Origin of the sequence: Prosthecobacter sp., from assembly GCF_044236155.1 — a bacterium.
GTDB lineage: Bacteria > Verrucomicrobiota > Verrucomicrobiia > Verrucomicrobiales > Verrucomicrobiaceae > Prosthecobacter.
This window is the reverse complement of sequence record NZ_JBIIHA010000004.1, coordinates 139,774-163,110: the sequence shown is the minus strand read 5'-3', so window position 1 is coordinate 163,110 and position 23,337 is coordinate 139,774. Positions and strand designations below refer to the sequence as shown.

20 protein-coding genes are annotated in these 23,337 nt (G+C 62.3%); 9 read left to right on the top strand and 11 right to left on the bottom strand.

The genetic code is table 11. From position 1 onward, the window contains the following. Nucleotides 1-5 precede the first annotated feature (5 nt). From ACILSE_RS05570 to ACILSE_RS05555, 4 genes are all read left to right on the top strand, one after another. Nucleotides 6-875: an ABC transporter ATP-binding protein gene (locus ACILSE_RS05570; protein ID WP_395716375.1), complete on the top strand. Its 870-nt coding sequence runs from the start codon at nucleotides 6-8 to the stop codon at nucleotides 873-875. Between the two features lie 49 nt (nucleotides 876-924). Continuing rightward, nucleotides 925-1,395 (top strand): hypothetical protein, encoded by a 471-nt coding sequence (locus ACILSE_RS05565; protein WP_395716374.1) that lies wholly within the window; start codon nucleotides 925-927, stop codon nucleotides 1,393-1,395. Nucleotides 1,396-1,622: 227 nt separating this feature from the next. Then, nucleotides 1,623-2,705, top strand: coding sequence for a sugar phosphate isomerase/epimerase family protein (locus ACILSE_RS05560; protein ID WP_395716373.1), 1,083 nt, complete (start codon nucleotides 1,623-1,625; stop codon nucleotides 2,703-2,705). Between the two features lie 44 nt (nucleotides 2,706-2,749). Next, the gene (locus ACILSE_RS05555) at nucleotides 2,750-4,903 is read left to right on the top strand and encodes a RecQ family ATP-dependent DNA helicase (RefSeq protein WP_395716372.1); all 2,154 of its coding nucleotides are present in this window, start codon (nucleotides 2,750-2,752) and stop codon (nucleotides 4,901-4,903) included. A 98-nt stretch (nucleotides 4,904-5,001) separates the two neighbouring features. Here ACILSE_RS05555 and ACILSE_RS05550 read toward each other — a convergent pair whose 3' ends face one another. The 3 genes from ACILSE_RS05550 to ACILSE_RS05540 all read right to left on the bottom strand — a co-directional run bounded on the left by ACILSE_RS05550 (nucleotide 5,002) and on the right by ACILSE_RS05540 (nucleotide 9,921). Further along, nucleotides 5,002-5,439 carry a hypothetical protein gene (locus ACILSE_RS05550; RefSeq protein WP_395716371.1) on the bottom strand — a complete coding sequence of 146 codons (438 nt, stop codon included), beginning with the start codon at nucleotides 5,437-5,439 and terminating at the stop codon, nucleotides 5,002-5,004. Between the two features lie 82 nt (nucleotides 5,440-5,521). Beyond that, a complete protein-coding gene (locus tag ACILSE_RS05545) occupies nucleotides 5,522-7,204 on the bottom strand; it encodes a tetratricopeptide repeat protein (protein WP_395716370.1) in 1,683 nt (560 codons plus the stop codon). 41 nt (nucleotides 7,205-7,245) lie between these two features. Next, nucleotides 7,246-9,921 carry a hypothetical protein gene (locus ACILSE_RS05540; RefSeq protein WP_395716369.1) on the bottom strand — a complete coding sequence of 892 codons (2,676 nt, stop codon included), beginning with the start codon at nucleotides 9,919-9,921 and terminating at the stop codon, nucleotides 7,246-7,248. A gap of 158 nt (nucleotides 9,922-10,079) precedes the next feature. Here ACILSE_RS05540 and ACILSE_RS05535 point away from each other — a divergent pair, with 158 nt between their 5' ends. After that, on the top strand, nucleotides 10,080-10,439 hold the full coding sequence (locus ACILSE_RS05535; RefSeq protein WP_395716368.1) for a cupin domain-containing protein: 360 nt from the start codon (nucleotides 10,080-10,082) through the stop codon (nucleotides 10,437-10,439). 100 nt (nucleotides 10,440-10,539) lie between these two features. Here the strand turns inward: ACILSE_RS05535 and ACILSE_RS05530 are convergent, their stop codons facing one another. Genes ACILSE_RS05530 through ACILSE_RS05515 form a run of 4 tightly spaced genes read right to left on the bottom strand, consistent with a single transcriptional unit; the run spans nucleotide 10,540 to nucleotide 15,204 of the window. Continuing rightward, complete coding sequence (locus tag ACILSE_RS05530) at nucleotides 10,540-13,620, bottom strand: PSD1 and planctomycete cytochrome C domain-containing protein (RefSeq protein ID WP_395716367.1); 3,081 nt, start codon at nucleotides 13,618-13,620, stop codon at nucleotides 10,540-10,542. A gap of 44 nt (nucleotides 13,621-13,664) precedes the next feature. Beyond that, nucleotides 13,665-14,618, bottom strand: a complete 954-nt coding sequence (locus ACILSE_RS05525) for a phosphatidate cytidylyltransferase (protein ID WP_395716366.1) — start codon at nucleotides 14,616-14,618, stop codon at nucleotides 13,665-13,667. Between the two features lie 16 nt (nucleotides 14,619-14,634). Continuing rightward, complete coding sequence (locus ACILSE_RS05520; protein ID WP_395716365.1) at nucleotides 14,635-14,964, bottom strand: DUF5615 family PIN-like protein; 330 nt, start codon at nucleotides 14,962-14,964, stop codon at nucleotides 14,635-14,637. Between the two features lie 12 nt (nucleotides 14,965-14,976). Next, nucleotides 14,977-15,204 carry a DUF433 domain-containing protein gene (locus tag ACILSE_RS05515; RefSeq protein WP_395716364.1) on the bottom strand — a complete coding sequence of 76 codons (228 nt, stop codon included), beginning with the start codon at nucleotides 15,202-15,204 and terminating at the stop codon, nucleotides 14,977-14,979. Between the two features lie 213 nt (nucleotides 15,205-15,417). Here ACILSE_RS05515 and pgsA point away from each other — a divergent pair, with 213 nt between their 5' ends. Together pgsA and ACILSE_RS05505 are read left to right on the top strand one after the other, a co-directional pair. After that, complete coding sequence (gene pgsA, locus ACILSE_RS05510; RefSeq protein WP_395716363.1) at nucleotides 15,418-15,990, top strand: CDP-diacylglycerol--glycerol-3-phosphate 3-phosphatidyltransferase; 573 nt, start codon at nucleotides 15,418-15,420, stop codon at nucleotides 15,988-15,990. 17 nt (nucleotides 15,991-16,007) lie between these two features. Further along, the gene (locus ACILSE_RS05505; RefSeq protein ID WP_395716362.1) at nucleotides 16,008-16,469 is read left to right on the top strand and encodes a RidA family protein; all 462 of its coding nucleotides are present in this window, start codon (nucleotides 16,008-16,010) and stop codon (nucleotides 16,467-16,469) included. A 59-nt stretch (nucleotides 16,470-16,528) separates the two neighbouring features. On the opposite strand, the gene ACILSE_RS05500 is transcribed toward ACILSE_RS05505, so the two are convergent. Both ACILSE_RS05500 and ACILSE_RS05495 read right to left on the bottom strand, forming a co-directional pair. After that, a complete protein-coding gene (locus ACILSE_RS05500; RefSeq protein WP_395716361.1) occupies nucleotides 16,529-17,017 on the bottom strand; it encodes a YMGG-like glycine zipper-containing protein in 489 nt (162 codons plus the stop codon). Nucleotides 17,018-17,161: 144 nt separating this feature from the next. Further along, the gene (locus ACILSE_RS05495; protein WP_395716360.1) at nucleotides 17,162-17,890 is read right to left on the bottom strand and encodes a DUF3313 family protein; all 729 of its coding nucleotides are present in this window, start codon (nucleotides 17,888-17,890) and stop codon (nucleotides 17,162-17,164) included. Nucleotides 17,891-18,110: 220 nt separating this feature from the next. On the opposite strand from ACILSE_RS05495, the gene rseP reads away from it, so the two are divergent. Next, nucleotides 18,111-19,643 (top strand): RIP metalloprotease RseP, encoded by a 1,533-nt coding sequence (rseP, locus tag ACILSE_RS05490; RefSeq protein WP_395716359.1) that lies wholly within the window; start codon nucleotides 18,111-18,113, stop codon nucleotides 19,641-19,643. 9 nt (nucleotides 19,644-19,652) lie between these two features. Continuing rightward, on the top strand, nucleotides 19,653-20,828 hold the full coding sequence (locus ACILSE_RS05485; protein ID WP_395716358.1) for a glycosyltransferase family 4 protein: 1,176 nt from the start codon (nucleotides 19,653-19,655) through the stop codon (nucleotides 20,826-20,828). Between the two features lie 23 nt (nucleotides 20,829-20,851). On the opposite strand, the gene ACILSE_RS05480 is transcribed toward ACILSE_RS05485, so the two are convergent. Both ACILSE_RS05480 and ACILSE_RS05475 read right to left on the bottom strand, forming a co-directional pair. Further along, nucleotides 20,852-21,967 carry a hypothetical protein gene (locus ACILSE_RS05480; RefSeq protein ID WP_395716357.1) on the bottom strand — a complete coding sequence of 372 codons (1,116 nt, stop codon included), beginning with the start codon at nucleotides 21,965-21,967 and terminating at the stop codon, nucleotides 20,852-20,854. Then, entirely contained in the window at nucleotides 21,964-23,277 is a 1,314-nt protein-coding gene (locus tag ACILSE_RS05475; protein ID WP_395716356.1) for an APC family permease, read from the bottom strand. Before ACILSE_RS05475 ends, ACILSE_RS05480 begins: the two co-directional genes overlap by 4 nt. Between the last annotated feature and the right edge of the window lie 60 nt (nucleotides 23,278-23,337).

The following is a 23,337-nucleotide window of genomic DNA, read 5'->3' as shown; positions in this document are numbered from 1 at the left end:
GCCTCATGTCCGACGCCAACACTTCCTCAAACGACGCCCCGCTGCTGCGCGTCCGTGATTTGCAGATCGAATTCGGTCGTCATGACGCCGCGCCGGTGAAAGCAGTCAAAAGCATCAGCCTGGAGCTGAAGCGCGGGGAGTCCATCGCGCTCGTCGGAGAAAGCGGCAGCGGCAAGAGCGCCACCGCGCTTTCCTTTGCCCGTCTGCTGCCGGAGCCGCCAGCCGGCATCTCCGCGAAGGAGATGAGCATCAACGGCCGCGAAATTTTGAAGATGAGCGAGCGCGAGCTGCGCGGCATCCGTGGCAAGGAGATCGCCTACATCTTCCAGGAGCCGACCACCTCGCTCAATCCGGTGCTGACCATCCGCACGCAGATCGCCGAGGCGCTCTCGCTGCACCGCCCCGATGTCGCGAAGGCGGACCGTGACGACGAGATTGTGAAGTGGCTCGACAAGGTGGGCATCGTCGATTCGCGCAAGCGCCTGCACGCCTACCCGCACGAGCTCAGCGGCGGCATGCAGCAGCGCGTGATGATCGCCATGGCGCTCTGCACGCAGCCGAAGCTCCTCATCGCCGACGAGCCCACCACCGCGCTCGACGTCACCATTCAGAAGCAAATCATGGACCTGCTGGCGCAGCTCCGCCGAGAGCTGGATATGAGCATCATCCTCATCACACACAATCTCGGCATCATCCGCAGCGTGGCCGACCGCGTGGCCGTCATGTTCCGCGGCGAGATCGTCGAGACCGGCCCCGTCGATGAGATCCTCCGCAATCCACAGCACGCCTACACGAAGGCGCTGCTCGCCTGTGTCCCGCGCATGGGAGCGAAACAAGCGCGGCTGACGGCCATCGACTACGCGGCGCTCGGCTGATGAGAATGAAGCATTGCAGGCCGGGGAGCTGGCGTGCTAGCCTTCGACCATGAAAACGATCCTTCTCGTTCTCGCGACGGCTCTGCCGCTCGGCGCGCAGGTGGTCAATCCCGCCACCGGGAAGAAATTCGAGACGCGCACCATCAACGGCAGCGGCGGAAACAACGGCGTCAGCATCAACGGCTCCACCGCGCCGCCCGCGACGCCAAAGGCGAGACTGGTTTCCTACTTTTCCCTCAGCGATACACGGCAGTGGAAAAGCAGCGACGGACGCTCCCTGCTCGGCAGCATCATCGCATTTGAAGAGTCGGTCATCGAGATTGACGCCGCCAATCCCGCCGCTGCGAAAGAGGCCGCGCAAAAAGCACCGCCTGCGAAGCTGCCTGAAAAACCCACGCTCATCCGTGATGGCAAGGTGCGCCTGCTCGTGAACAACAAGCCGTATGAGGTCGCACTCGACCAGCTCAGCGAGGAGGACCGCAAATTTGTCGCGGATTTGAACGCCAAGCTGCCAAAATAGAATATTGATGACTCACATAAGCTCCTTTTTCACCCTTGCCGCCGTGCTACTGCTCGCAGGTTGTTGTTCACAGCAGGTGCCTTCAGCCACGAACCCCGAAGGACGGCCGTCCTTGAAGGATTATGACAACGCGCCGGCGGCAGGACCGCTGTTCATGCCGTTCCGCTGATTTCCGGCCATGAACGGGCGGAAATGATCCCCTTCCCGCCCGCGTTCTCTGATGTCGAATGACCCGACGCGCCGTTTTGCTATCGACCGCCGCTTTTGCCGCCGCATTGCCGGCTGCGGCGGCATTGCGCGGGAAGCGGATGGGCATCGTCATCCATTCGTATGGCAGGCGCTGGCATGGGAAGTACTCGAACATCCAATTTCCGCCCTTCGAGCATGCTCTCGACGTGCTCGACCATGTGCGTGATCTCGGCGTGGGTGGCCTGCAGATCACGGTGGCAGGCTGGACGGCCGAATTTGCGGAACAGGTGCGCGCCACCTGCGAATCCTACCGCATCCAGCTCGAAGGCAGCATCACCTTGCCAAAGAATGATAACGACGTGCCGCGCTTCGACAACGAGCTGCGCGTCGCGAAGCTGGCGGGCGCGACGATTCTCCGCTCAGCCGCCGGCGGACGCCGCTACGAGCTGTTCTCCAGCCTGGAGGAGTTCAAGCACTTCAAAGACGCGGCGTTCAAGTCCATGCAGCTCGCCGAACCTGTCGCACGAAGGCAGCGCGTGAGGATCGGCGTCGAAAATCACAAGGATTTCCACGCGGCAGAGCTGGCGGAGATGCTGGGGCGGATCAGCAGCCCGCACATCGGCGCTTGTGTGGACACGGGCAACAGCATCGCGCTGCTCGAAGACCCGATGCAGGTCGTTGAAACACTCGCGCCCTTCGCCGTGACCACGCACATCAAGGACATGGCCGTGCAGGAGACGCCGGATGGCTTCCTGCTCTCTGAAGTGCCCCTCGGAGAAGGCATCCTCGACCTGCCGCGCATGTTCGCGGCGTTTGAGAGGCACAATCCGCAGATCGCCTACCATCTGGAGATGATCACACGTGATCCGCTCGACATCCCCTGCCTCAAGCCCGGCTACTGGGCCACATTCACCGACAAACCCGGCACCGAGCTCGCGCGCACGCTCGCTCTGGTGCGTGAGCGCAGGGCGGCGAAGCTGCCGAAGACCACCGGGCTTGGCCTGGAGCAGGCGCTTGAGTTCGAGGAGGCCAACATCGTGAAATGCCTGCTAGCTGCCGGTGACAGGCTCGGCTTTGACCAGCCCGCTCCGGTGAAGCCGAAGGGGCGGGATGAAAGGTGAGCGGGGGTTGAGGATTCGCGGGCCGCGTCCATGATGCGCGTCCCTTGCCTGACGCAACCTCCATCGCCGAGAACACCCCCATCCACGACGCCAAACTGGCGTTGCAGAAGTATTTTGGTTTCCGTGAGTTCCTCGACGGCCAGGAGCCGGTGATCGCGAACATCGTCGGCGGGCGCGACACGATGGTCATCATGCCAACCGGCGGCGGAAAATCGCTCTGCTACCAGCTTCCGGCGATGGTGATGGACGGCGTGACCGTCGTGGTGAGCCCGCTCATCGCGCTCATGAAGGACCAGGTCGATGCGCTGGAGCGGCGCGGCATTCCCGCCACGCTCATCAACAGCTCGATCTCGCTCTCCGAGCAGCAGGAGCGCATCACGGCGCTGCGGAATGGCGGCTACAAGCTCGTCTATGTCGCGCCGGAGCGTTTCCGCAGCCGCTCGTTCACGAACGCGCTGCGGCAGGTGCAGATCGCCTTGTTTGCAGTCGATGAGGCGCACTGCCTTTCGCAGTGGGGGCATGATTTTCGTCCCGATTACATGCGTCTCGGCGAGGCGCTGGAGCATCTGGATCGTCCGCAAGTCGTCGCGTTGACCGCCACGGCCACGCCGGAGGTGCGCGGTGACATTCTGCGCACGCTGCAACTGCGGGACCCGTTTGTCGCCATCCGCGGCTTCGAGCGGCCAAACCTCAGCCTGAACATCACGCAGACGAAAAACAACAGCGAGAAGTACGAGCGGCTGAAAAGGATCATCACGCAGTTCAAAACGGGCATCGTCTATTGCTCCACGCGCAAACGTGTCGAGGAAGTCGGCGAGGAGCTGCGCTCGTGGAAGCTCAAGGTCATCGAATACCACGGCGGGCTCGACGACAAGGAGCGCGAGTCGCGCCAGACGAAGTTCATCACGAAGAAGGCCGATGTCGCCGTGGCCACGAACGCCTTCGGCATGGGCATCGACCGCTCGGACGTGCGTTTCGTCGTTCATTTCGACGTGCCGGGCAGCGTGGAGGCCTACTATCAGGAAGCGGGCCGCGCTGGACGTGATGGCGAGCCCTCGCAGTGCGATCTGTTCTTCAATTTTGCCGACACGAAGACGCAGGAGTTCTTCATCGAGGGCAACAACCCGGGCGTGGACATCATTCGGGCCGTTTATCAGACGCTGCTGAACGCGGCGGACTCGAATCACGAGGTGCAGGCGTCGATCGACGAGATCACCGAGCGTTCCGGAGCCAAAAACAGCATGGCCGTCGGCTCGGCGCTCAGTCATCTGTTCCGCAACGGCTACATCGAGCGTTTTGACATTCCCGGGAAGCGCATCCGCGGCACACGGCTGCTGCGGCCGGATGTTTTGACGCGGAATCTCGAGTTCGACGTCGAGGCGCTGCGTGAGAAGGACCGCCGCGACCGCTCGAAGCTCAAGGCAATGATCGAGCTGTGCTACGACGACAAGGCCTGCCGCCAGGAGCAGATCTTGCGCTACTTCGGCGAGACGGAGAGCACGCCCTGCGGCACCTGCGACGTGTGCAAAGCGGAAGGCGTGCAGCCGCCGCGTGAAGGCACGGCGGAAGAGATCACCATGCTGCGCCAGGCGCTCAGCGGCATCGCCCGCATGTCCACGAAGCGCGCGGATGGCGTGTGGGAAGGCCGTTATGGCAAAGGGCGCATCATCCAGATGCTCGTGGGCAGCAAGTCGAAGGAGATCGTCGATGCCGGGCTCGATCAACTGAGCACCTACGGCCTGCTCAAGCACGCGGGCACGCATGTTTTGCACCCGCTGTTCGTCGAGATGGAAAAGAACGGCCTCATCGAGACCAGCGCCGGGGAGTATCCCATCGTCTCACTGACCTCACGCGGCATCCAGGCGATGAAGGACGCGCAAAACATCCGCCTGCGCTGGCCTTCGATGCACGCGCCCTCGTCGAAGCCGAAAGGCAAGACGGCGATGAACGAGGAGCTTGCCGCGAAGGAGTTGGGCTTCGACGACGCGCTGTTCGATAAGCTCAAGCGACACCGCGCCGCCGTGGCCGAGGCCGAGGGCGTGCCGCCCTACATTGTGTTTGGCAACCAGACGCTGGAGTTCATGACGCGCCTGAAGCCGAAGACGATTGAAGCGGGCCTGAAAATTCGCGGCGTTGGCGAAAAGAAGGCCCGGGAGTATCTGCCGGACTTCATCGCGATCATCAAGAAGCACGGGTGATTGTTCGTGTGGCGTGATCTTGCTGGGGGCGAAGGATGCAATGACGAAACCAGAATGGCGAATGACGAACCATTCCAGCCTCCTGGAATGGCCAACGTTCAGTAATAATGCGCGGGCCGTCTCACGATCCGCGCCTTGCGGACGATGTCGGCGGGATGCTCGGGCGTGCCGCGATTCATGAAGTTGTCGAGGCTCTGCGTCGCGTCGAGGAGGCTGCGCACTTGGCCGCCGATGGTCGGGGCGGGGTTGAGGTAGTCGTCGATCCCGGCCACGGCCTTGTACACGACGGACATTTCGACCACGAACACATCGTCGAGCCGGTAAAACTCGCTGCCGGTGAGCAGGCCGGAGCCGGGCTGGCCGGTGGGGCGCGCTTGAGAAGCCGGACGCAGCGTCTTGTAGAGGCGGTCACGCGAGACAGGAAAGTCGAGACGGCTTAGCCGACGCTCATAAACCTGGCGGCGGGCGTTTTCATCCCGCGGGAGCATGTCGCAGGCGGTGAGCGTGAGGAGGAGCAGGGCGATCCAGCGGTTCATGGCCGGAGCATAGACCATCGAGACGGCGATTGGCGCGAATGATTTTCAGAACAAAAAACGCGCCTCTTCCATCGCGGGACGATCACTTTGCCTCCACCGCCGTGCTGAAGCTGTTGGCCTGGCCTGAGGTGGCCGGAGACAGGAATGCTTTTTGCAAAGCGCTGCCCTCAGGCAGTTTGGCGAGAGCCTCGGCGAGCACAGCCTCGGCGGTGGCATCCGGATTTTGACGGGTCAGTTCCGCGAGGGCGATCACGTCGCTGACGGCGGGTGATTTGGAGCCTTGGACGATGAGTTGTTGAGCGCGGTGAGCGGCGGGAAGGTCATCGAGCTGGATGGCGAGCGCGGCGATCTGACGCAGCGTCGGTTCGTCGAGATGTTCGCCGGGGATTTGCTGGAGAGCTCTCAAAGCCTGCGGGAACTGCGCATTTTGGAGCTGAAGCCCGGCAAGCTGACGTAGAGCGGGCACGTCGCCGGGGAAACGTTTGAGGAAACCATCCCAGAGCATCGGCGCGGAGGTGTCGCCGCGCAGAAGGATGTCGATTTCGGTGAGCAGACGCCAGCCGGCGCGGTTGTTGGGCGAGTTTTTCAGATGCGCGGCGAGAAGATCACGCGCCGGTGCGGGAGCGTTACCGTCAGCGAGGGCCTTGGCGAGCTCGATCACGGAAAACTGGCGCTGCAAGGCAGTGAGGAGCTGTGCGAGCTCCCTGCCGCGGCCGATTTGAGTGGCGAGGGCGTACAGACGTGCAAGCACGCGGGTTTCACCAGCGGCGGCGAGGCGGAAGAAGCCGTCACAGGCGATGCTGGTGTGATTCTGGCTGTCGGCGATGGCGGCGGACTCGTTGAGCCAGCGCAGGTAGTCTTTGGAGACGGATTTGCATGCGGCGATTTCCTCGATGGCGAGCTTGTGGTCCGGAAAGGTGCGCAGATGACGCTCGATCCAGGGCAGCAGCTCGGCGGACTCGTCCGCAGCGCGGGTGGCGAGCAGGGCGCGCTGCAAAAGTCGCGGCGGTAGCGGCGCGTCGAGCTTCAGGGAACGCAGCTCATCGAGCACAATGCGGCTGGCCTCGGCGTGACGCGCGCCTTCAAGCAGAAGCGTCGTCTGCAAATCGAGCGCGTCGTCACGATGCGCGGGATCGAGGCGCGTGCCGGAGGGGTCGAGCCAGGCGTTGATGACACGCAAGGCGGCGGCAGGGCGATGGGCGCCGCGCGCCGCCTCGGCCAGATTCAGCACATTCCGCCAGGTGGCGGCGGATGACTCGCAGATGCGCTGGTGGATTTCGAGAGAGAGGACATGCTCGTGATTTTCCGCGGCGCGGCCGGCGAGGAGCTCCAACGCGGCAAGCTTGTGCGGCTCCTCCAGACGATCACCGGCGGCGGAGACGAGCAGCCGCATGTCGTCAACGGGCGGAGCATCAGCGCGGCCAAGCTCGGCGAAAACAAGCGCGGTGTTCAGCGGGCAGGGCGCATGCACCGGGCCTTGCACGATGGTGAGCTGGCGCAGGCGCTGCTCCGGGACGGCTTTCAACCATTCGTGAAGAGAGCGAACCTCGGCTTCCGGCAGCATGGCGAGCTGGAAGATGGCCGGGCGTTGCAGATGCTTCGGCGTGCTGGCGAGGCGTGAGACGAGCTCCACACGCGTGGCTTCGAGCAACTGCTCGCTTTGCGAAACGGGAGCGTCCGTGGCATGCAGGCGCCAGCCCCAGGCGATGGCGAGGCCGGTGTAGGCCAGAATGAGCAGCAGAACTTTGCGAGAGGTGCGGGACATGACCAGATAATGACGAAATCAGAATGAGGAATGACGAATGATCAGCGCATCGCGGCCTGGGCGGCGGAAGGAAGCGACTGGAGAGTGACGGTGGCGCGGCAGACGATGTCGAGATGCACGAGGCCGTTCGCATCAGCCGTGACGGTGTAGGGGCGGCCGTTTTCGAGGTAGGCGCACTGTCCGCGCGGCTCGAATCCGCCGAAGACCATCTCGACCGGGCGCAGATCACGCACATGGAAAGTAGCGCGGCGTGAGGACAGCTCCATGAACTCGACCGGCGCGCTGCTTTCCGCGAGGTGGACATGCTGCGCGGGCTTGTCCTTCGTCAAAACGAGCTCGGCGCGGACTCCGCCCATGGTGTGAACGTAAAGCTGGCCGTCACACACCTTGAATCCGGCGACGCCCAGGCAGCGCGACATGTCCGGAACGCCGGTGGCGGCCGGAAGGCGCAAGGTGCGGCATTCGCCGCGGTTGAGGATGATCCAGTGGCTGTCGGAGACTCGCAGGATGCGGGTGTGGCGGGCATCCTCCACACTCGCGGCATAACCGGCCGCCGTCATGGCATGCAGCGGCTCGCCAGCGCAGGCATCGAAGGTTTTTTCGAGCGCGGAGACGCCCTGCTCGGTGCGGACGTCGTCAAAGCGGCAGCGCACGGCCAGAGGCTCTAGGCGGACCGATGCGGAGGCATGGGCGGCGGTCGGTGACGCGCTCGTTGGAGCCGCAGCAAGCTGGTTGATGCCGAGAGACTCGCAGAAGCGCAGCGCCTCGCTGCTGGGCTTGGCATTGGCAGGCCAAAGCATGAGGTTCACTTCTTTGCCAACGGGGAGCAGACGGCGGTGGATGTAGCTCATCGAGCCTGCGATCTCCCGCGGCATGTCATGGCGTGTGGTGCTGGCGCGCTCGTTGAGCTTGGAGGAGATGTCGATGCCGGCCGTCCACACCTTGGGACGGGAGAGAGAGCTCGATGCAGCCTGGACCTGCGGCATTTCGAAGATGCTGCGGGCGGTGTGCTCGAGACGCGGCACATCTCCGGCCTGCTGTCCGGGGAGCCAGCCGCGCATTTCGCCCTCGCAAACGGAGACCGTGACGGGCAGCAGGTAGCGGTCGAGGATGCGGTCACGCATGACCTCGGCGCACAGCGGGAAGCCGGGAAGCGTGGAGGGCGTGGAGAAGCCAGTGCTGTCGATGTGGGCGTAAAAAACGCGGCGGCCGTCGCGGGTGGTCGTGTCAGGCACGGGAGCGGAGTCGTTGTGCAGCCAGGCGGAGAGGAATGCGGGGAGGTCGGCCTGCGGTCCGCTGGTGGCGAAGGCGGCGTCGAGGCAGGCCGCGCCCCAGGAGGCGAGGAAGGTCTGATCAAAGTGGTGCTCGCCACCGAGCGCGTCCTCGCCGCGCAGGGAGAGGACGATTTGAGCGTCGGCAGGCGCGGTGAGGTCGAGGAAGCCCAGAGCGCGGCCTTGGACGTGGCTGCCACGGCCGATCAGCCGCGAATCCATGCTGGCGACATTTGTTTTCACGAGACGGGGCGCGGGTTTCGCGCTGCCGCCAAGGCCAAGGTACTGGAGCGCCTGCTGGCGGGCGGCCTCGTCGGTAAATGGCATGCTGGTGAGCAGCAGCGGGATTTTTTTCGTGCGCAGCGAAGGCAGCCAGGCGGCGAGCTCCTGCTGCTGCGCGCTGCTGAGAATGAGGCCGGGGTCGAGCACGACGGCGCTGAAATCATCTTGCGGCGTAAGGAAGTCGGAGCCGCGGGCGGTGTGGAAGCGCAGCTCATAGCCGAGCCATTCGAGCGTTTTCGCCAGGAAGCGCGCGGTGGCCGTGGTCTCCGGAGCGGGTGCGGCCTGGCCGGTGTGTTTTTCATCCCAGCCATGCAGCACGAGCACGCGGCGGGAGATTTCCTGCAACGGGCCGAGATTCACGCCGCCCAGTGCGGGCGTGGTGATGAAGGGCAGCGCGCCATGAGCGGCGAGACGCTGCGCGGCCTCCTTCGCGGCGGCTTGATCACCTTCGGCGGCAAAATCGACGGCAAAGACACGCATGCCCTGCATCTGCACCGTGCGCATGCGGCGGTTGATGCGCTGCACCTCGGCGACGGGTGTCCATTCGATGCCGCCAGCACGACCTTCACGCGTGTAAACACCGAGGGCGAGGAAACCATCCGCCACACGAGCCGCCTCGATGCCGAGGCCGCTGTGAAAATCGAGCAGCACAGCCTTGTCGGGATAGCGCTGGCGCAGCGTGGCGGCGAGGGTGAGCAACGAGCCGTTCGAGGAAGTGGCCGTTTCAGCGCCAAGGCTGAGCACGAAGCCGTCGAAACCCTTTTTCGCCGCCGGATCGGCCAGCGCCTCGACCGCCCACGGGATCCAATGCGGATCGGTGGTTTCGATCACACGCGCGCGCTTGTCGTTGACGGCCGGGCGGGACGCTACTTTGCGGCTGGCGGCGAGCATGGCCTCGCGCGAGCCGGTCGTCACCTGCGAGACATCGAGTCTGGCGAGGTAGCGGCTGCCCAAGGCGTGCCCGGGTTCCATGTCCACCTCCGCGTGAGGATGGAGCACACACAGGTCGAAGGCCGCAAGGGAGCGAGCGTCCGGTCGCAGGGAAAGATCCACAAACAGCGTGCGCGCCGGGCCCAGGTCCGCCGCATTCACCCATCCCGTGATGGCCAGGAAAGCGGCCGCGTAGCAGGCAAGGAGTCGGCGGAGAAGAAGTCGGGTGATCATGCGGCGCGTCGGGCTTCAGTTTTGCGAACAGTGTCACCGTAGAGTTTCAAAAGCGGGAAGCAACGCGCCGAGCGCTGGTTTACAAACAACTTACCCCCGGCTCACAGGAACGAAAAAACTCTCGCCTAGATCGCCTCAGGGCAGATCATCTGCGCATCATGAGCCGCTCTCCTGTCCGCACGTTTGCCGAAGGCATCCTCATCGACCAGCCATGGGGAAAACTCAGATGGCTGGCCTCACGCGAGCTGGGGAACTCGACAACGATGACGTTTGGCCGGGTCATCATCCCTGCGGGTCAAACCAACCCGCGTCATCGCCATCCGAACTGCGATGAAATCCTGCATCTGCTCTCCGGCCGACTCGAACACAGCCTGGGCGATGAAACATTCCTCCTCAATCCCGGTGACACGATCTCCATCCCGGCCGGTCAATGGCACAATGCGCGTGCGCTGGGTGACGTGGATGCGGAGATGGTGATCTGCTTTTCGTCAGCGGACCGGGAGACGGAGTTTGAGTGACGAAATCAGAATGAGGAATGACGAATCAATGACTGAAGCCCGAATGACTTGAGGCATTGGTGTTTCATTCGGAATTCGTCATTCTGGTTTCGTCATTTTTTTAGCCTTTCGTCACCACCTCGTCGAGATTCATCACCAAGTTCGCCACCATCGTCCAGGCGGCAAGTTCGGCGGGGTTGAGTTTCTCTTCGGGCTTCGATTCGCCGTAGCTGATGGCCTTTTTGGCCTCCTCGGGCTTCGCGGTGTAGGCGGCGAGGTGCTTGTCGAAGGACTGGCGGATAATCTCAGCCTCCTGGGCACTGGGGAAACGGCCAACCGAGGTGCGGAACAGCACGGTGATGCGCGCGTCGGTGCCAGTGGTGGTTTGCATCACACGCTGGGCGAAATTCCGCGCGGCCTCGAAGAACTGCACGTCGTTCATGAGCGTGAGGGCCTGGAGCGGCGTGTTGCTGCGCTCGCGGCGCAGGCAGTAGCTCTCGCGGTTCGGCGCGTCGAAGGAGGTCATGTTCGGCGGTGGCGCGGTGCGCTTCCAGAAGGTGTACAAACTGCGGCGGTAGAGCGACTCGCCATGGTCCTGGATGTAGTTGCGCGTGTTGCTGCCGCCGAAACCGACGGGTTCCCAGATGTTCTCGGGCTGATACGGCTTCACGCCTTTGCCGCCGATCTTTGGGCTGAGCAAACCGGACACGAACAAGGCCTGGTCGCGAACGACTTCGGCATCGAGACGGAAACGCGGCCCGTGCGAGAGCAGGCGGTTCTCCGGATCCTTCTGCAAACCGAGGGCCGAGAACTGCGAACTCTGCCGGTAGGTGTGCGAGGTCACGATGAGCTTCACGAAGCCCTTCATGTCCCAGCCGCTCTCGCGGAATGTCACTGCGAGCCAGTCGAGCAGCTCGGGATGGCTGGGCGGCTCGCCCTGGGAGCCGAAGTCGTTGCTCGTTTTCACGAGTCCGGTGCCGAAGAACTGCTGCCAGAAGCGGTTCACCTGCACTCGGGCCGTGAGCGGATGCTGCGGACTGACGAGCCACTTGGCGAGGTCGAGGCGGGTGTAAGCGTCCTGCTTCGGAAGAGGCGGGAAAATGGCCGGCGTGCCGCGTGCGACCTTGTCCTTTGGCTTGTCATACTGGCCGCGATCCATGACGAAGGCCTCACGCGGCTGCGGCAGGTCGGCCATCACGAAGGTGGCGGGGATCACGTCTTCGATCGTCTTCTTTTTCGCCTCGAGGGCCAGTTTCTCGGCCCGCACGCCGTCCACGATCTCACGCGCGCCCTGATACTCATTTTCAAACCACCACTCCTTGAGGCGGGCCACGTCCTTTTCCGGCCACTCAGGCGCTTTTTTGCCGCGTACTAGGGTTTGCAGGTCGTTCGGCAGGCCTTCGATGCGCTTGCCCTGGCTTTTCTCGATCCACATCTTCCATGACCATTGCGGATCCTTCGCAGGATCGACGCGCGAACTCATCGCGAGGTGATCCCAATGAACGGTGCCGCCAAACTGCGTGAAGGCATAGCCCGTGACTTTGGCGCCCGGTTTCAGGCCGAGACGGTCGGCGGCGACTTCGAGCTTCACCCATTTTCCGGCCTCCGGCAGCGCGCCCATCTGCACTTTCTCCGGCGTGCGCACCTGACCGAAGGGGATCGCGCCCTCCTCGCCCCACACGGCGCGATGATTCCATCCCGCGGTGTGAAACTGCAGCATGATGGCCTTCGGCGGGTTCTTTTCGTCGATGAAGCACTGCACGCTGATTTTGCCGTTCGGCGGGATCTCGTATTTGCCACCGGCGGAGAAGAAATCCTGCGACACACCCGTGGCCGTGCGCGTGAGCGCCGCGTTGCCGCTGAAAACCGGCCCCTTATCCTTCGTCACAAACTGCGTTGGATGTCCACCGCTCGATTCGACCTTTGCATTCGAGGGAAAGGCGTCCTCGAACCACACCACCTCGCTCGTCTGCACTGGCGGCGGCGGATTGAGCGTCGCGGGATCGGTGTAGTTCAGCTTTGCGATGGACTCGCGGATCTTTGTCTGCGTCGCGGCGATGTTTTGCGTGAGCTCCGCGAGCTGTTTTTTCTGTTCATCGGTGCTAAGCCGCAAAACCGGCGGTGTGAGCAGGATGTTGCCGTCCATCGCCGGGTCGGCGGCGCTGTTGAAGAAGGCATACATCGAATAAAACTCCTTCTGCGAGATGGGATCGAACTTATGGTCATGGCACACCGCGCAACCCGCCGTGAGACCCATCCACACCGCCACCGTCGTGTCCGCGCGGTCCACGGCATAGCGGAAGATAAACTCCTCATTGATGGAGCCGCCCTCGCTCGTGGTCACGTTGCAGCGGTTGAAGCCGGACGCGACCTGCTGGTCCACCGTGGCATTTGGCAAAAGATCCCCCGCAAGCTGCCAGATGGTGAACTGGTCATACGGCAGGTTTTGATTGAAGGCGCGCACCACCCAGTCGCGGTAGGGCCACATGCTGCGCTCGTTGTCGAGGTGCAGGCCGTGCGTGTCCGCGTAGCGCGCCGCGTCGAGCCAGTAGCGGCCCATGTGCTCGCCATAGCGCTCGGATTTGAGCAGGCGTGCGACGACTTTCTCATATGCGTCCGGGCTCGTGTCCGCGAGGAAAGCGTCGATCTCCGCCAAAGTCGGCGGCAGGCCGGTCAGATCGAGAGTGACACGACGGATCAGCGTCTCCTTCGATGCCTCTGGCGAAGGTGAGAGCCCGTTCTCGGCAACTCTTGCCTGGATGAAGGCGTCGATGGGGTTTCTGACCGTGCCTTTGACGGCTGGTGGTGCTGATTTGACCGGCGCTTCAAAGCTCCAGTGTTTCTTGTATTCGGCACCTTCCTTGATCCAGCGCTTCAAAGTCTCCACCTGGGCGGGGGTGATGTGTTTGTTCGACTCCGGCGGCGGCATCACCTCATCCTCGTCCTTGGAGAGGATGCGCTGGATGATGGTGCTCACCTCGGGATCGCCCGGCTTGATGGGGAACGCTCCTTCGATGGCCGTGAACGCGCCTTCCGGCACATCGAGCCGTAGATCCGCCTTTCGTTTCTTTGCGTCGAAGCCGTGGCAGGCGAAGCAGTTGTCACTGAGGATCGGCCGGATGTCGCGATTGAAGTCCAGCTTCCCCTCCGCAGAGGCGGTGGCAGTCAAAAGGGCGGAAACGAGGAAAGCGCGGAAAAACATGGCGCAAGAGTACGTCCCCACGCCCCGACGGCTTTCGTTCGGGTTCAGGCCTGGAGTGCGTAACGCACCACATGGAAAAACACCGGCGCGGCGAAGCTCAGCGAGTCCAGCCGGTCCATGAAGCCACCATGGCCGGCGATGGCGCCGCCCCAGTCCTTCACGCCGCGGTCGCGCTTGATCGCGGACATCACCAGACCGCCCGCGAAGCCCATGAGCACGACGATGGCAGCCATGCCTGCGGCTTGCAGCGGTGAGAACGGTGTGGCCCACCACAGCGCCGCGCCGAGCGCCACGGTCGTCAATCCGCCGCCGATGAAGCCCTCCCATGTCTTGCCAGGGCTGACGGTGGGCGCGATCTTACGTCTGCCGCAGGTTTTGCCCCAGACGTATTGCATCACGTCGCTCATCTCGACGACGGCGACGAACCAGAACAGCAGCTTCGCGTTCTGGCCCGCGAAATTCGGGATGTTGAGCAGCAGCAGGATCGCGGGCGCGTAGCTGATGCAATAAACGCAGACCATGAGCCCCCACTGGATTTTGGCCGTGCGTTCGAGAAAGCGCTCGCAGTCACCCGCCATCGCTGTGCGCATTGGCACGAAGAGGAAGGCGTAAACGGGGATCAAAATGACGAACACGCCATACCACCGCGTCGCCAGAAAATAGTAATGCAGCGGTGTGATGATGAAGAACACCCAGAACAGCGTGCGGTGGTCGCCGGGCTTCGTTGGCGTGAGCGTGATGAACTCCCGCAGCGCCATGAACGAGCTGATGCCGAACATCACCGCCGTGCCGACCGGGCCAATCATGAGCGCCGTGGCGAACACGGCCACCATCATCCACCAGGCCCGCGTACGAGCGTTCAGATTCGCCATCGTGGCCTTCGCGGCATCAGAGGACGCCCTTTTCTCCAAAACAAACCCGAAGACCGACGCGATGACGAGCAGGCCGAGTGTGCCGCCGAGGAGGTAAAGGAGCGCGGGGTCTTGTTGGAAGGTCATGATGATCAGAAGGATGTTACCGGACTTCGATGATTGACTCGCCGCGCACCACCTCCGCCTCGATTTGAGTCAGGAGAGGTTTGATCCAGGCCAGCAGAGCGCGGCGGCTGGTGTTGCCGACCCGGAGCCAGACGATGACCGGCGCGCGCCTGCCCACCAAGGCACGGCGCGGAAAATCCTCGTCTTTGGTGAAGATGATCGCGTTGTTGGTGAGCGCCCACTGCCAGATTTCGTTGTCATCTGAGCGGCGCAGGCCGAGATCCTCCACATGGCATGCCGTATGACCTTGCTCCGTCAGCATGCGGGCCAGCGCCGGAGGCAGTTGGGCATCGACGACGCAGTTCACGGCACTGAGGCGTCAGGCGGTGGCGAGGATGGGATGATCCGACTCGGCGGCGGCGAAGTCGAGGCAGGCCTGGATGTCCTCCGGCTCCAGATAGGGATAATCTTCGAGGATTTCGCTTTCAGGCACACGCGCCGCGAGCAGGTCCAGCACATCCTTCACCCGAATGCGCATGCCACGGATGCACGGTCTCCCGCCACATTGCGCCGGGTTGATGGTGATGCGGTCTTGATACGCGCTCATGATCGGAGGCTAGCATGACAGAAGGCTCTTGTCCGGTTCTTCTCACGAATTTTAGTGATGCAAGGCGCAACGGATTGGAATTAAAAACGCTTACTGCGCACGTCCCTTTGCGCGCATAGCCGGTGTCACCCCCATGCTGAGTGCATTCGTTGCAGGACGATCATTGACAGCAGGGGGATTCCGTCGCTAGACAGAGGGCACGTTTTCCGCCGCATGAACCTGCCGAACCAGCTCACTGTCGCCCGTCTTGTGCTGACGGCGGTGTTTGTCGTGTGTTTTTACCTGCCGGTGCCGCATCACATTTCGATCGCGGCGCTGGTCTTCGGGGTGGCGTCGATCACGGATTACTTCGACGGGCGGATCGCGCGGGCGCGGGGCATTGTGACGAATTTTGGGAAGCTCTTCGACCCGCTGGCGGACAAGATCCTCATCGCCGCGGCTTTCATCGTGCTGGTGGAGCGCGGTGATCTGCCGGCCTGGGTGGCAGTGGTGGTGCTGGCGCGGGAGTTTTTCGTGACCGGCATCCGGCTCATCGCGGCGGGACAGGGAGCCATCCTGGTGGCGGAAAAGCTGGGGAAACACAAGATGCTCTGGCAGATCATCACGGTGAGCTGGTTCCTCGTGAAGCAGGCCTCGGACGAGGCGCTGTTTGCCTTTGCGAAGCCGTTTTATGCCACGACGCCGACCTGGGTGCCTGACATCATCGTTTATTTTACCACGCTGCTCACACTGGTCTCCGGATTCAGCTACTTCTGGAAGAACCACCAGCTTTTCAACGACGCCTGAACTATCCCCCACAAGCCATGAACGCCGAACAACAACTCGCCGCCCTCGGACTGACCCTGCCGCCGCCACCGCCACGCGGAGGTGTTTACAAGCCGGTCGTGATCGTTGGGAATGTGGCTTACGTCTCCGGCCATGGGCCTTATTTGGGCGATGGAAACTACCTCACGGGCCGTGTCGGTGCAGATCTCGATCTGGAGGCGGGCAAGGCGGCCGCGAATCAGACAGGACTCGCGTTGCTGGCGACCTTGAAGAACGAGCTCGGTAGTCTGGACCGCGTGAAGCGCGTGGTGAAGCTGCTCGGCATGGTGAACAGCACGCCGGATTTCCCGGATCATCCGAAGGTCATCAACGGCTGCTCCGAATTGTTCGGACAGGTGTGGGGCGAGGAAAACGGCATCGGCGCACGAAGCGCGGTGGGCATGGGATCGCTGCCGGGCAACATCGCCGTGGAGATTGAGGGCATCTTCGAGCTTCAATGAGCACAAAAAACCCGCGCCATTCACGGCGCGGGTTTGCGGGATCATCTTTTCGGTGTGGTTCAGAACCAGCGCGTGCCAAACCCAAGGCCATTCGTGCCCCAGCCGCTGTAAGGATGGCTGCGGCCATAGTAGCCACCCCACGGATGAGAGTTGAAGCCCGAGAAAAACGGACTGTAGCGGTAGGGCGGGCAGTTGTAGCTGCCGACCGAGTAAAAGGGACGGTTGGAATAGTAAGGCCTCGAGTAGAACGAGCGGCCGTAAACCGGCCCGCCGCGCACCGTGTAAAAACGGTCACGGCTAGCGCCGAGAGTGTTGCCAGCTAGGCCGCCAAGCACGCCACCGATGAGCGCGCCTTCGAGCGGGCGGCGGCTTTGATTGCCGATGATGGCACCGAGGCCTGCCCCGGCCATCGCACCATAGACGGTGCCGGAACGCTGGTTCGGACCGTATCCGTAGCCGTAACCATAATAGGGGTATTCACAGGATGTCAGCAGCATGGCAGCGCCGACGAACAGGACCATGACATGACGGAAAGAATGGGTTTTCATGACAGTGTGGATATGCGCGGGTTAGTAGCGCACAAATCCTCCGACCTTGGCAATGAAGAATCATTCAGCCGGGAGGTAAATAATTCCGCTCGCGTCGAGTGGCTGTGATTTTTATGAGCGGCAGCTCTGCCGTCCGGTATTTGCTCAAAAAGCGATGATCTGAAACGGCAGGCTGTCCTTCACCTTCACATCGTCGGGCGTGCTCATGAGCTTCTCAAACTGACGCGCCCATTCGCGGATCGCATACTTGGCCTGGCCGGAGGGAAAGAGCTCCTGCGGGAAGAAGAAAAAGAGGGTTCGTGCTTCTTCTTTGTCAGCAAACTCAAAAAAAGATTTCTTGGTTCGCGGCTCTTGAAGGATGCCTTCGATCGCGATCTGGCCGCGCGCAGGCTTGGCCAGCAGATCGCCCACCATGGGGAGGGTCACCAGGTCCACGGCCTCGCGGGCGAGCAGCCCTGTCACTGTGTTGGGCTCCCACTCAAAGATGGAGAGCTTGAGCGTCATGGCGTCCTTGGAGGGTGCTTCCACCACGGTGAAGCGCTGTTGTTTGGATTTTTTGAATGCCTGGATGAATTTGTCACGGGCGTAGCCGGCCAGGGCGGTCATTTTTTTGTTCCGACGTTCCTCGCTGAATTCCAGCTTCGTCAGCTTTTGCTTCATCGGCCGGAGGTGGTCCGTGATCACAGGGGCGATGTAGATTTGCTTCACCTGAGCCGCCGCTGCCTGCACACGCTTGTCTGGATTCCACCAGTTGCCGAGAAAGGGCGAGCGCTTGCGGTCCTCTTTCAGTTCCGCCGCATGAGGCAGGAACTGAGTAGGCTTCACCTCGACCGCCGCCACAACGCTTTTGGCGCTCCGGCAGGAGGTGATCATGAGTGTCAGAAGAAAAAGAACAGCAGGAAAACGCATGAACCGATTTGAATACGTCTGAGAGCGGTGGATGGCAAATATTTCAAGATTCCAGCTTTTGCTCTTCCCGGCATAAACTTCCCCGCATCATTTGCGCCAATCATGGCGGGGTGTTAGCTTTTCCGTCTTGTCTCGTGGCGCTCCGGCAATTCCGCCGGTGTTCCACGGCTTTTCGCTACCTCCAATGTCCTGGCTTTCCTCTCTCGGCACCTTCGGTGAGATCCTCCGCTTCATCATCCTCGTTCTGGAGGTGATCGTGGTTTTCAACCTCATGATCGTCGTCCACGAATGGGGCCATTTCCTCGCTGCAAGATGGCGCGGGCTGAAGATCGACAAGTTTTACATCTGGTTCGGCAAGCCCCTGTGGAAAAAGACCATCAACGGCGTCGAATACGGCCTCGGCAGCATCCCGGCGGGCGGTTTCGTGGCCCTGCCTCAGATGGCACCCATGGGCGGCCTTGAAGGCGAGACGAATCACGAGTCGCTGCCGCCCATCACCCCGCTGGACAAGGCCATCGTCGCCTTTGCCGGGCCGCTTTTCAGCTTCCTGCTCGCCTGCGTCTTCGCCATCACCGTCTGGCAGGTCGGCAAGCCGCAGAGCGAAGGACACACCACCACCATCGTCGGCCTCGTCGCTAAAAAAGGTCCGGCGGATGTGGCCGGCATCCTGCCAGGAGACAAAATCCTCCGCGTGGACGGTCAGCCGGTGAAACGCTTCGAAGGACTCGTGGACAGCGTGCGCTGGAACGTCGTCGCCAGCGAAGGTGACACGATCCCCTTCGAGGTCGAGCGTCCCGGCCAGCCCGGCGTGTTGAAATTTGACGTCGATCCCAAAGCCTGGCCCAAATCGGACGAAAAACCCGTGCCTGTGTCCTGGTGGCGCTCCATCTTCAAGCGCCCCGACCTCCGCATGGTTGGTCTGGAGGGGCAGATGACGCCCATGGTGGCCCGCGTCTTCAAGAATACACCGGCTGACGAGGCAGGCATCAAAACCAACGATTTTGTGCTCAAGGCCGACGACACCCCGCTGCGCAGCATCGGCGACCTCGCCGACTACATCGAAAAAAATCCGCAGAAGGAGATCACGTTGCACATCCTGCGGGACGAAAAGCCTCTCCAGCTCAAGCTCCTGCCTCGTTTCCCCGACAAGACGAACCGCATCACACCCAGACTCATGATCGGCATCGAGTGGGACAACGACGGACGCCTCATCGAAAGCTATCCGTCACCTTGGGAACAGATCAGCGACGCCGTCCGGCACATGGGCAATCTCGTCACGAAGCTCCTTTCGCCGAAGTCCGACCTCAGCCCCGCGCACATGAGCGGCCCCGTCGGCGTCGGACGCCTTTACTACAAGCTCTTCCAGCATCCAGACGGCTGGCAGCTCGTGCTGTGGTTCAGCGTCGTGTTCAACATCAACCTCGCCATCCTCAACATGATGCCCTTCCCCGTGCTCGATGGCGGTCACATCACCATGGCCATCGCCGAGGCCATCCGGCGCAAACCGCCGCAGGGCCGCCTCCTCGAATACGTGCAGACCGCCTGCGCCCTCATGCTCTTTGGTTTCATCATCTTCGTCACCCTCAAGGATACCGGCGACTTCTTCGGGGGCGGCAAGCCCGACCCTGAAATGCGAAAGATCACCACCGACGGACTGCCGATCAAAGACGTCTGGCTTTCCAAGGAGGAACGCGCCAAGGCCGCCAGCGGCTCCTGATTCCCCGCCATGCGCGTCCTCATCCTTGTCGAAAACCTGCCCGTTCCCTTCGACAGACGCGTCTGGCAGGAGGCCTGCGCGCTGCGTGACGCCGGACACGAAGTCACCGTCATCTGCCCGCAGATGCGCGGCTACACACAGGCGGAGGAAAAGCTCGAAGGCATCCAGATTTACCGCCACTGGATCAGCGGCGAGGCAAAATCCCTCACCGGCTTCATCTCCGAATACGCCTCTGCGTTGTGGGGCGAGTTCTGCTGCGCGCTCAAAGCCTGGAAACGCGGCGGCTTCGACGTCATCCACCTTTGCAACCCGCCGGACCTGCTCTTCCTCGTCGCGCTGCCCTTCAAGCTCTTCGCCGGCGTAAAGGTCATCTTCGACGTGCATGACCTCTGGCCGGAGATGTTCGAGGCGAAGTTCGGCAAACGCGGCCTCATGTATTGGGCGGTCCGCATCGCCGAACGCTGCACCCTGGCGCTCGCCGATGTCGTCATCGCCACCAACCAAAGCGTGCTCCGCGCCGTCAAACAGCGCGGTAAACTCCGCGATGAACGCGCTTTCGTCGTCCGCACGGCTCCAAACCGCATGAACACCGCCGTGGAGCCCGACGCTTCGCTCCGCGCCGGAAAAAAACATCTCGTCGGCTACATCGGCGTCATGGGAAATGCCGACGGCGTCGATTACCTCGTCCGTGCCGCCAATCACATCGTCAAAACGCGAAAGCGCGGCGACGTGCAGTTCCTCCTCATGGGTTCCGGCCCCGAGCACGCCGAACTCATCGCCTTGCGAGACGAACTTGGCCTCCAGGATCACATCAGCATGCCCGGCCGTGTCAGCGACGAGTTTTTATGCCGCGCCCTGCGCAGCATCGACGTCGGCGTCGCCTGCGATCCCATCAACGCCTACAACGACCACTGCACCATGAACAAGGTGCTCGAATACATGGCCTTCGCGAAGCCCATGGTCATGTTCGGCACCGTCGAAGGCCGCTACTCCGCCGGCGACAGCGCCGTTTACGTCATGGAAAACAGCGCCGAGCAGCTCGGAGACGCCATCCTCGCGCTGCTCGATGACGAGCCGCGCCGCATGCAGCTCGGCACCGCTGGTCATGCGCGCCTGACGCAGGAACTGAACTGGGAGCGCAGCGTGGAGCAGTTGTGCGCGGCTTATACAACAGCACAGGGTTAAACGCCTGTCCTCGCCTGCCGTTCCTATTGCGGCACCTTCGCTTCCTCCACCACCGGCAACGCCTTCCTCACCATCGTTTTGGAGACGCCGTAGATCAGCGTGCTCTGCTTGGGCCGCCATTGGTAGCCGATGCCGAAGGGGATCGCGGGGACTTCGTTGTTCTTGAAGTAATCCGCGAGGTCGGGTTGGAAGTGCTGCTTGAAAAGCGTGATCGGCCCCGGATACCAGCCGAAGGCCTTCACGTCCCAGGTTTCGCGCGGAAAATCCCGCCAGGGGATGCCGGAATCGTCCTGCGTCATGGTGTGGCAGTGCTGGATGAGGTAGTCCCGGATGACGCTGAACTCGCTCAGATGCATGAGATACGAAGCGGACTTCGTGAAGCCGTTCATCATGCCGAGTCCATCGCAAAAGCGCAGGAAGGACGCGTCCTGCTTCAGCGCCCAGCTCGCGATGTTCGCGGCGAAGTAGTAAAGGGTCTGCTGTTGGCCTTTAGCACCGAGGAAGGTAATGCGAGCACCCGGTGTCTTCGTTTCCTTGTCGGTGACGACCTTTCCCTCGGCGTCGAGCCACACGTTCTCGACATTTTGAATGTGGCAGCCGCAGCGGGCGAGGAAGACATACAGCACAGGTAGCGTGCCGGTGAGCTTCGTGGCCTTGAGGTCTGTCTTCATGTCGGCGGTGATGAAGAAGCTGAAACTCAGCGAGGCATTGAGCGTCGTGCGCAGATTGCGGAGAGACGCGCCGAGTTCGCCCTCGCTGAGCTTCGTCACATCCGGCGGCAGGCCCACGGGTTCGACGGCGGCCAGCACATAGGTCGAGGCGTTCGGGAAAAAGGTGTAGGCGTGCAGGAAATCGGGGCCGCTGAAGACATAAAGCAGCGGATCGGTGCTGCTCACAGCCTCCGGCAGGCCCAGCGGTGCCCATTCACGGATCGCGCGGAACTGGCGCTCCTCCGCGTCGGCCCACATGGCGTCGAGCTCCTTCGCGTGGCTGCGGAATTCGCCGCGCTCGGCCAGTTTGACCAAGGGAGAGCCTTCCTGCGGCAGTCCGGCGAGGAAGCGCGCCTGGTCGTTCGGTGTGGGATCGAGCGCAAAGGCGGGTGAGGCCAGGACAAGCAGGAGAACGGCAGTTTTTTTCATGCGGTGCGTTCAGTACGCGGTGAGATGAAGAAGATGATCAACCCGAGCGCGATCAAGCCGAGTCCGTAGAGCGAGGCGTCACGGGATTCCTTGTCGAGCATGAGAAATGCCATCATCCACGCGCTGATGGCGAGAAAGAGCAGTGGCGTGATGGGATAGCCCCAGCAGCGGTAGGGGCGTGGCAGGTCAGGCTGTTTCCACCGCAGCACAAAGAGCCCGACCACCGTGGCAAAGGAGGCGAGCTGGATGCTGAACTGCACTGCGGTGAGCACCGTTTTGAAACTGGCGGTGAGCAGCAGCGTGATGACGATGGAAAGCTGTACAAACAGGCCGGTGACCGGCACGCCATTTTGATCACACGCGGCGAGCGGTTTAAGGATGCTCATGTCCTCACCCATCGTGTGCAGCACCCGCGGCCCGAGCCAGGTCATCGCGCTGATGCTCGAGGCGAGCCCCAGGCAGATGAGGCCGGACATGATCTTGCCGCCGGTCGCGCCAAAGATGTGCTCCGCCGCCACATGCCCCACATCGAGCTTTCCGGCGAGTGCGCCCATCGGCGCGGCATGCAGGAACGAGGCGTTTAGCGCCAGATAAAGCACCGTCACCATCAGCGTGCCCAGCGCGATGGCCTTTGGCACGTTCTTCTGCGGCTCTCGTATGTCGCCGACGATGTAGGCGGCCGCATTCCAGCCGGCATACGAGTACATCACGTAAACCAGGCTCACGGCGAAGGGTTTGCTAGTGATCAGGCCCGTGTCAGACGCCAGCGGCGTGAAACGCACCGGCACGCCCTGCGTCATGATCCACGCGGATGCGATGAAGACACAGATGAGCGCTACTTTGAGCCACGTCGCCAGATTTTGGAAGCGCGCGGCCATTTTCACGCCGCCCACATGCACCAGCGTGATAAGCCACACCATCACCAACGACCAAGTCGTCGCCGGTGCGTGTGGAAAGATCGTGGAGAAATATTCGCCGAAAGCCATCGCCGCCAGCGCGATGGGCGCGGCGAAGCCGACCGTCACCGACAGCCAGCCGGAGAGAAATCCGACCGCCGGATGAAAAATGCGCGAAAGGAAATGATACTCGCCGCCGGAACGCGGCAATGCGGCCGCCAGTTCGCCGTAGCACATCGCGCCGCAGAACGCGCACACGCCGCCCACAAGCCAGAGCATCAAAATCGTGAATCCCGAGGGCAGATCGCCCACTTGGAAGCCCAGCGAGGTGAAGACACCGGTACCGATCATGTTTGCCACCACGACCGCCGTCGCGGTCACCAATGAAATCCCGCGCTTCGCTTCGGTGCTCATGGGCGCGACGGCTAAGCTCGGCGGGACGGGGCGTCAACAGGGCCGGAGACCAAAAATAAA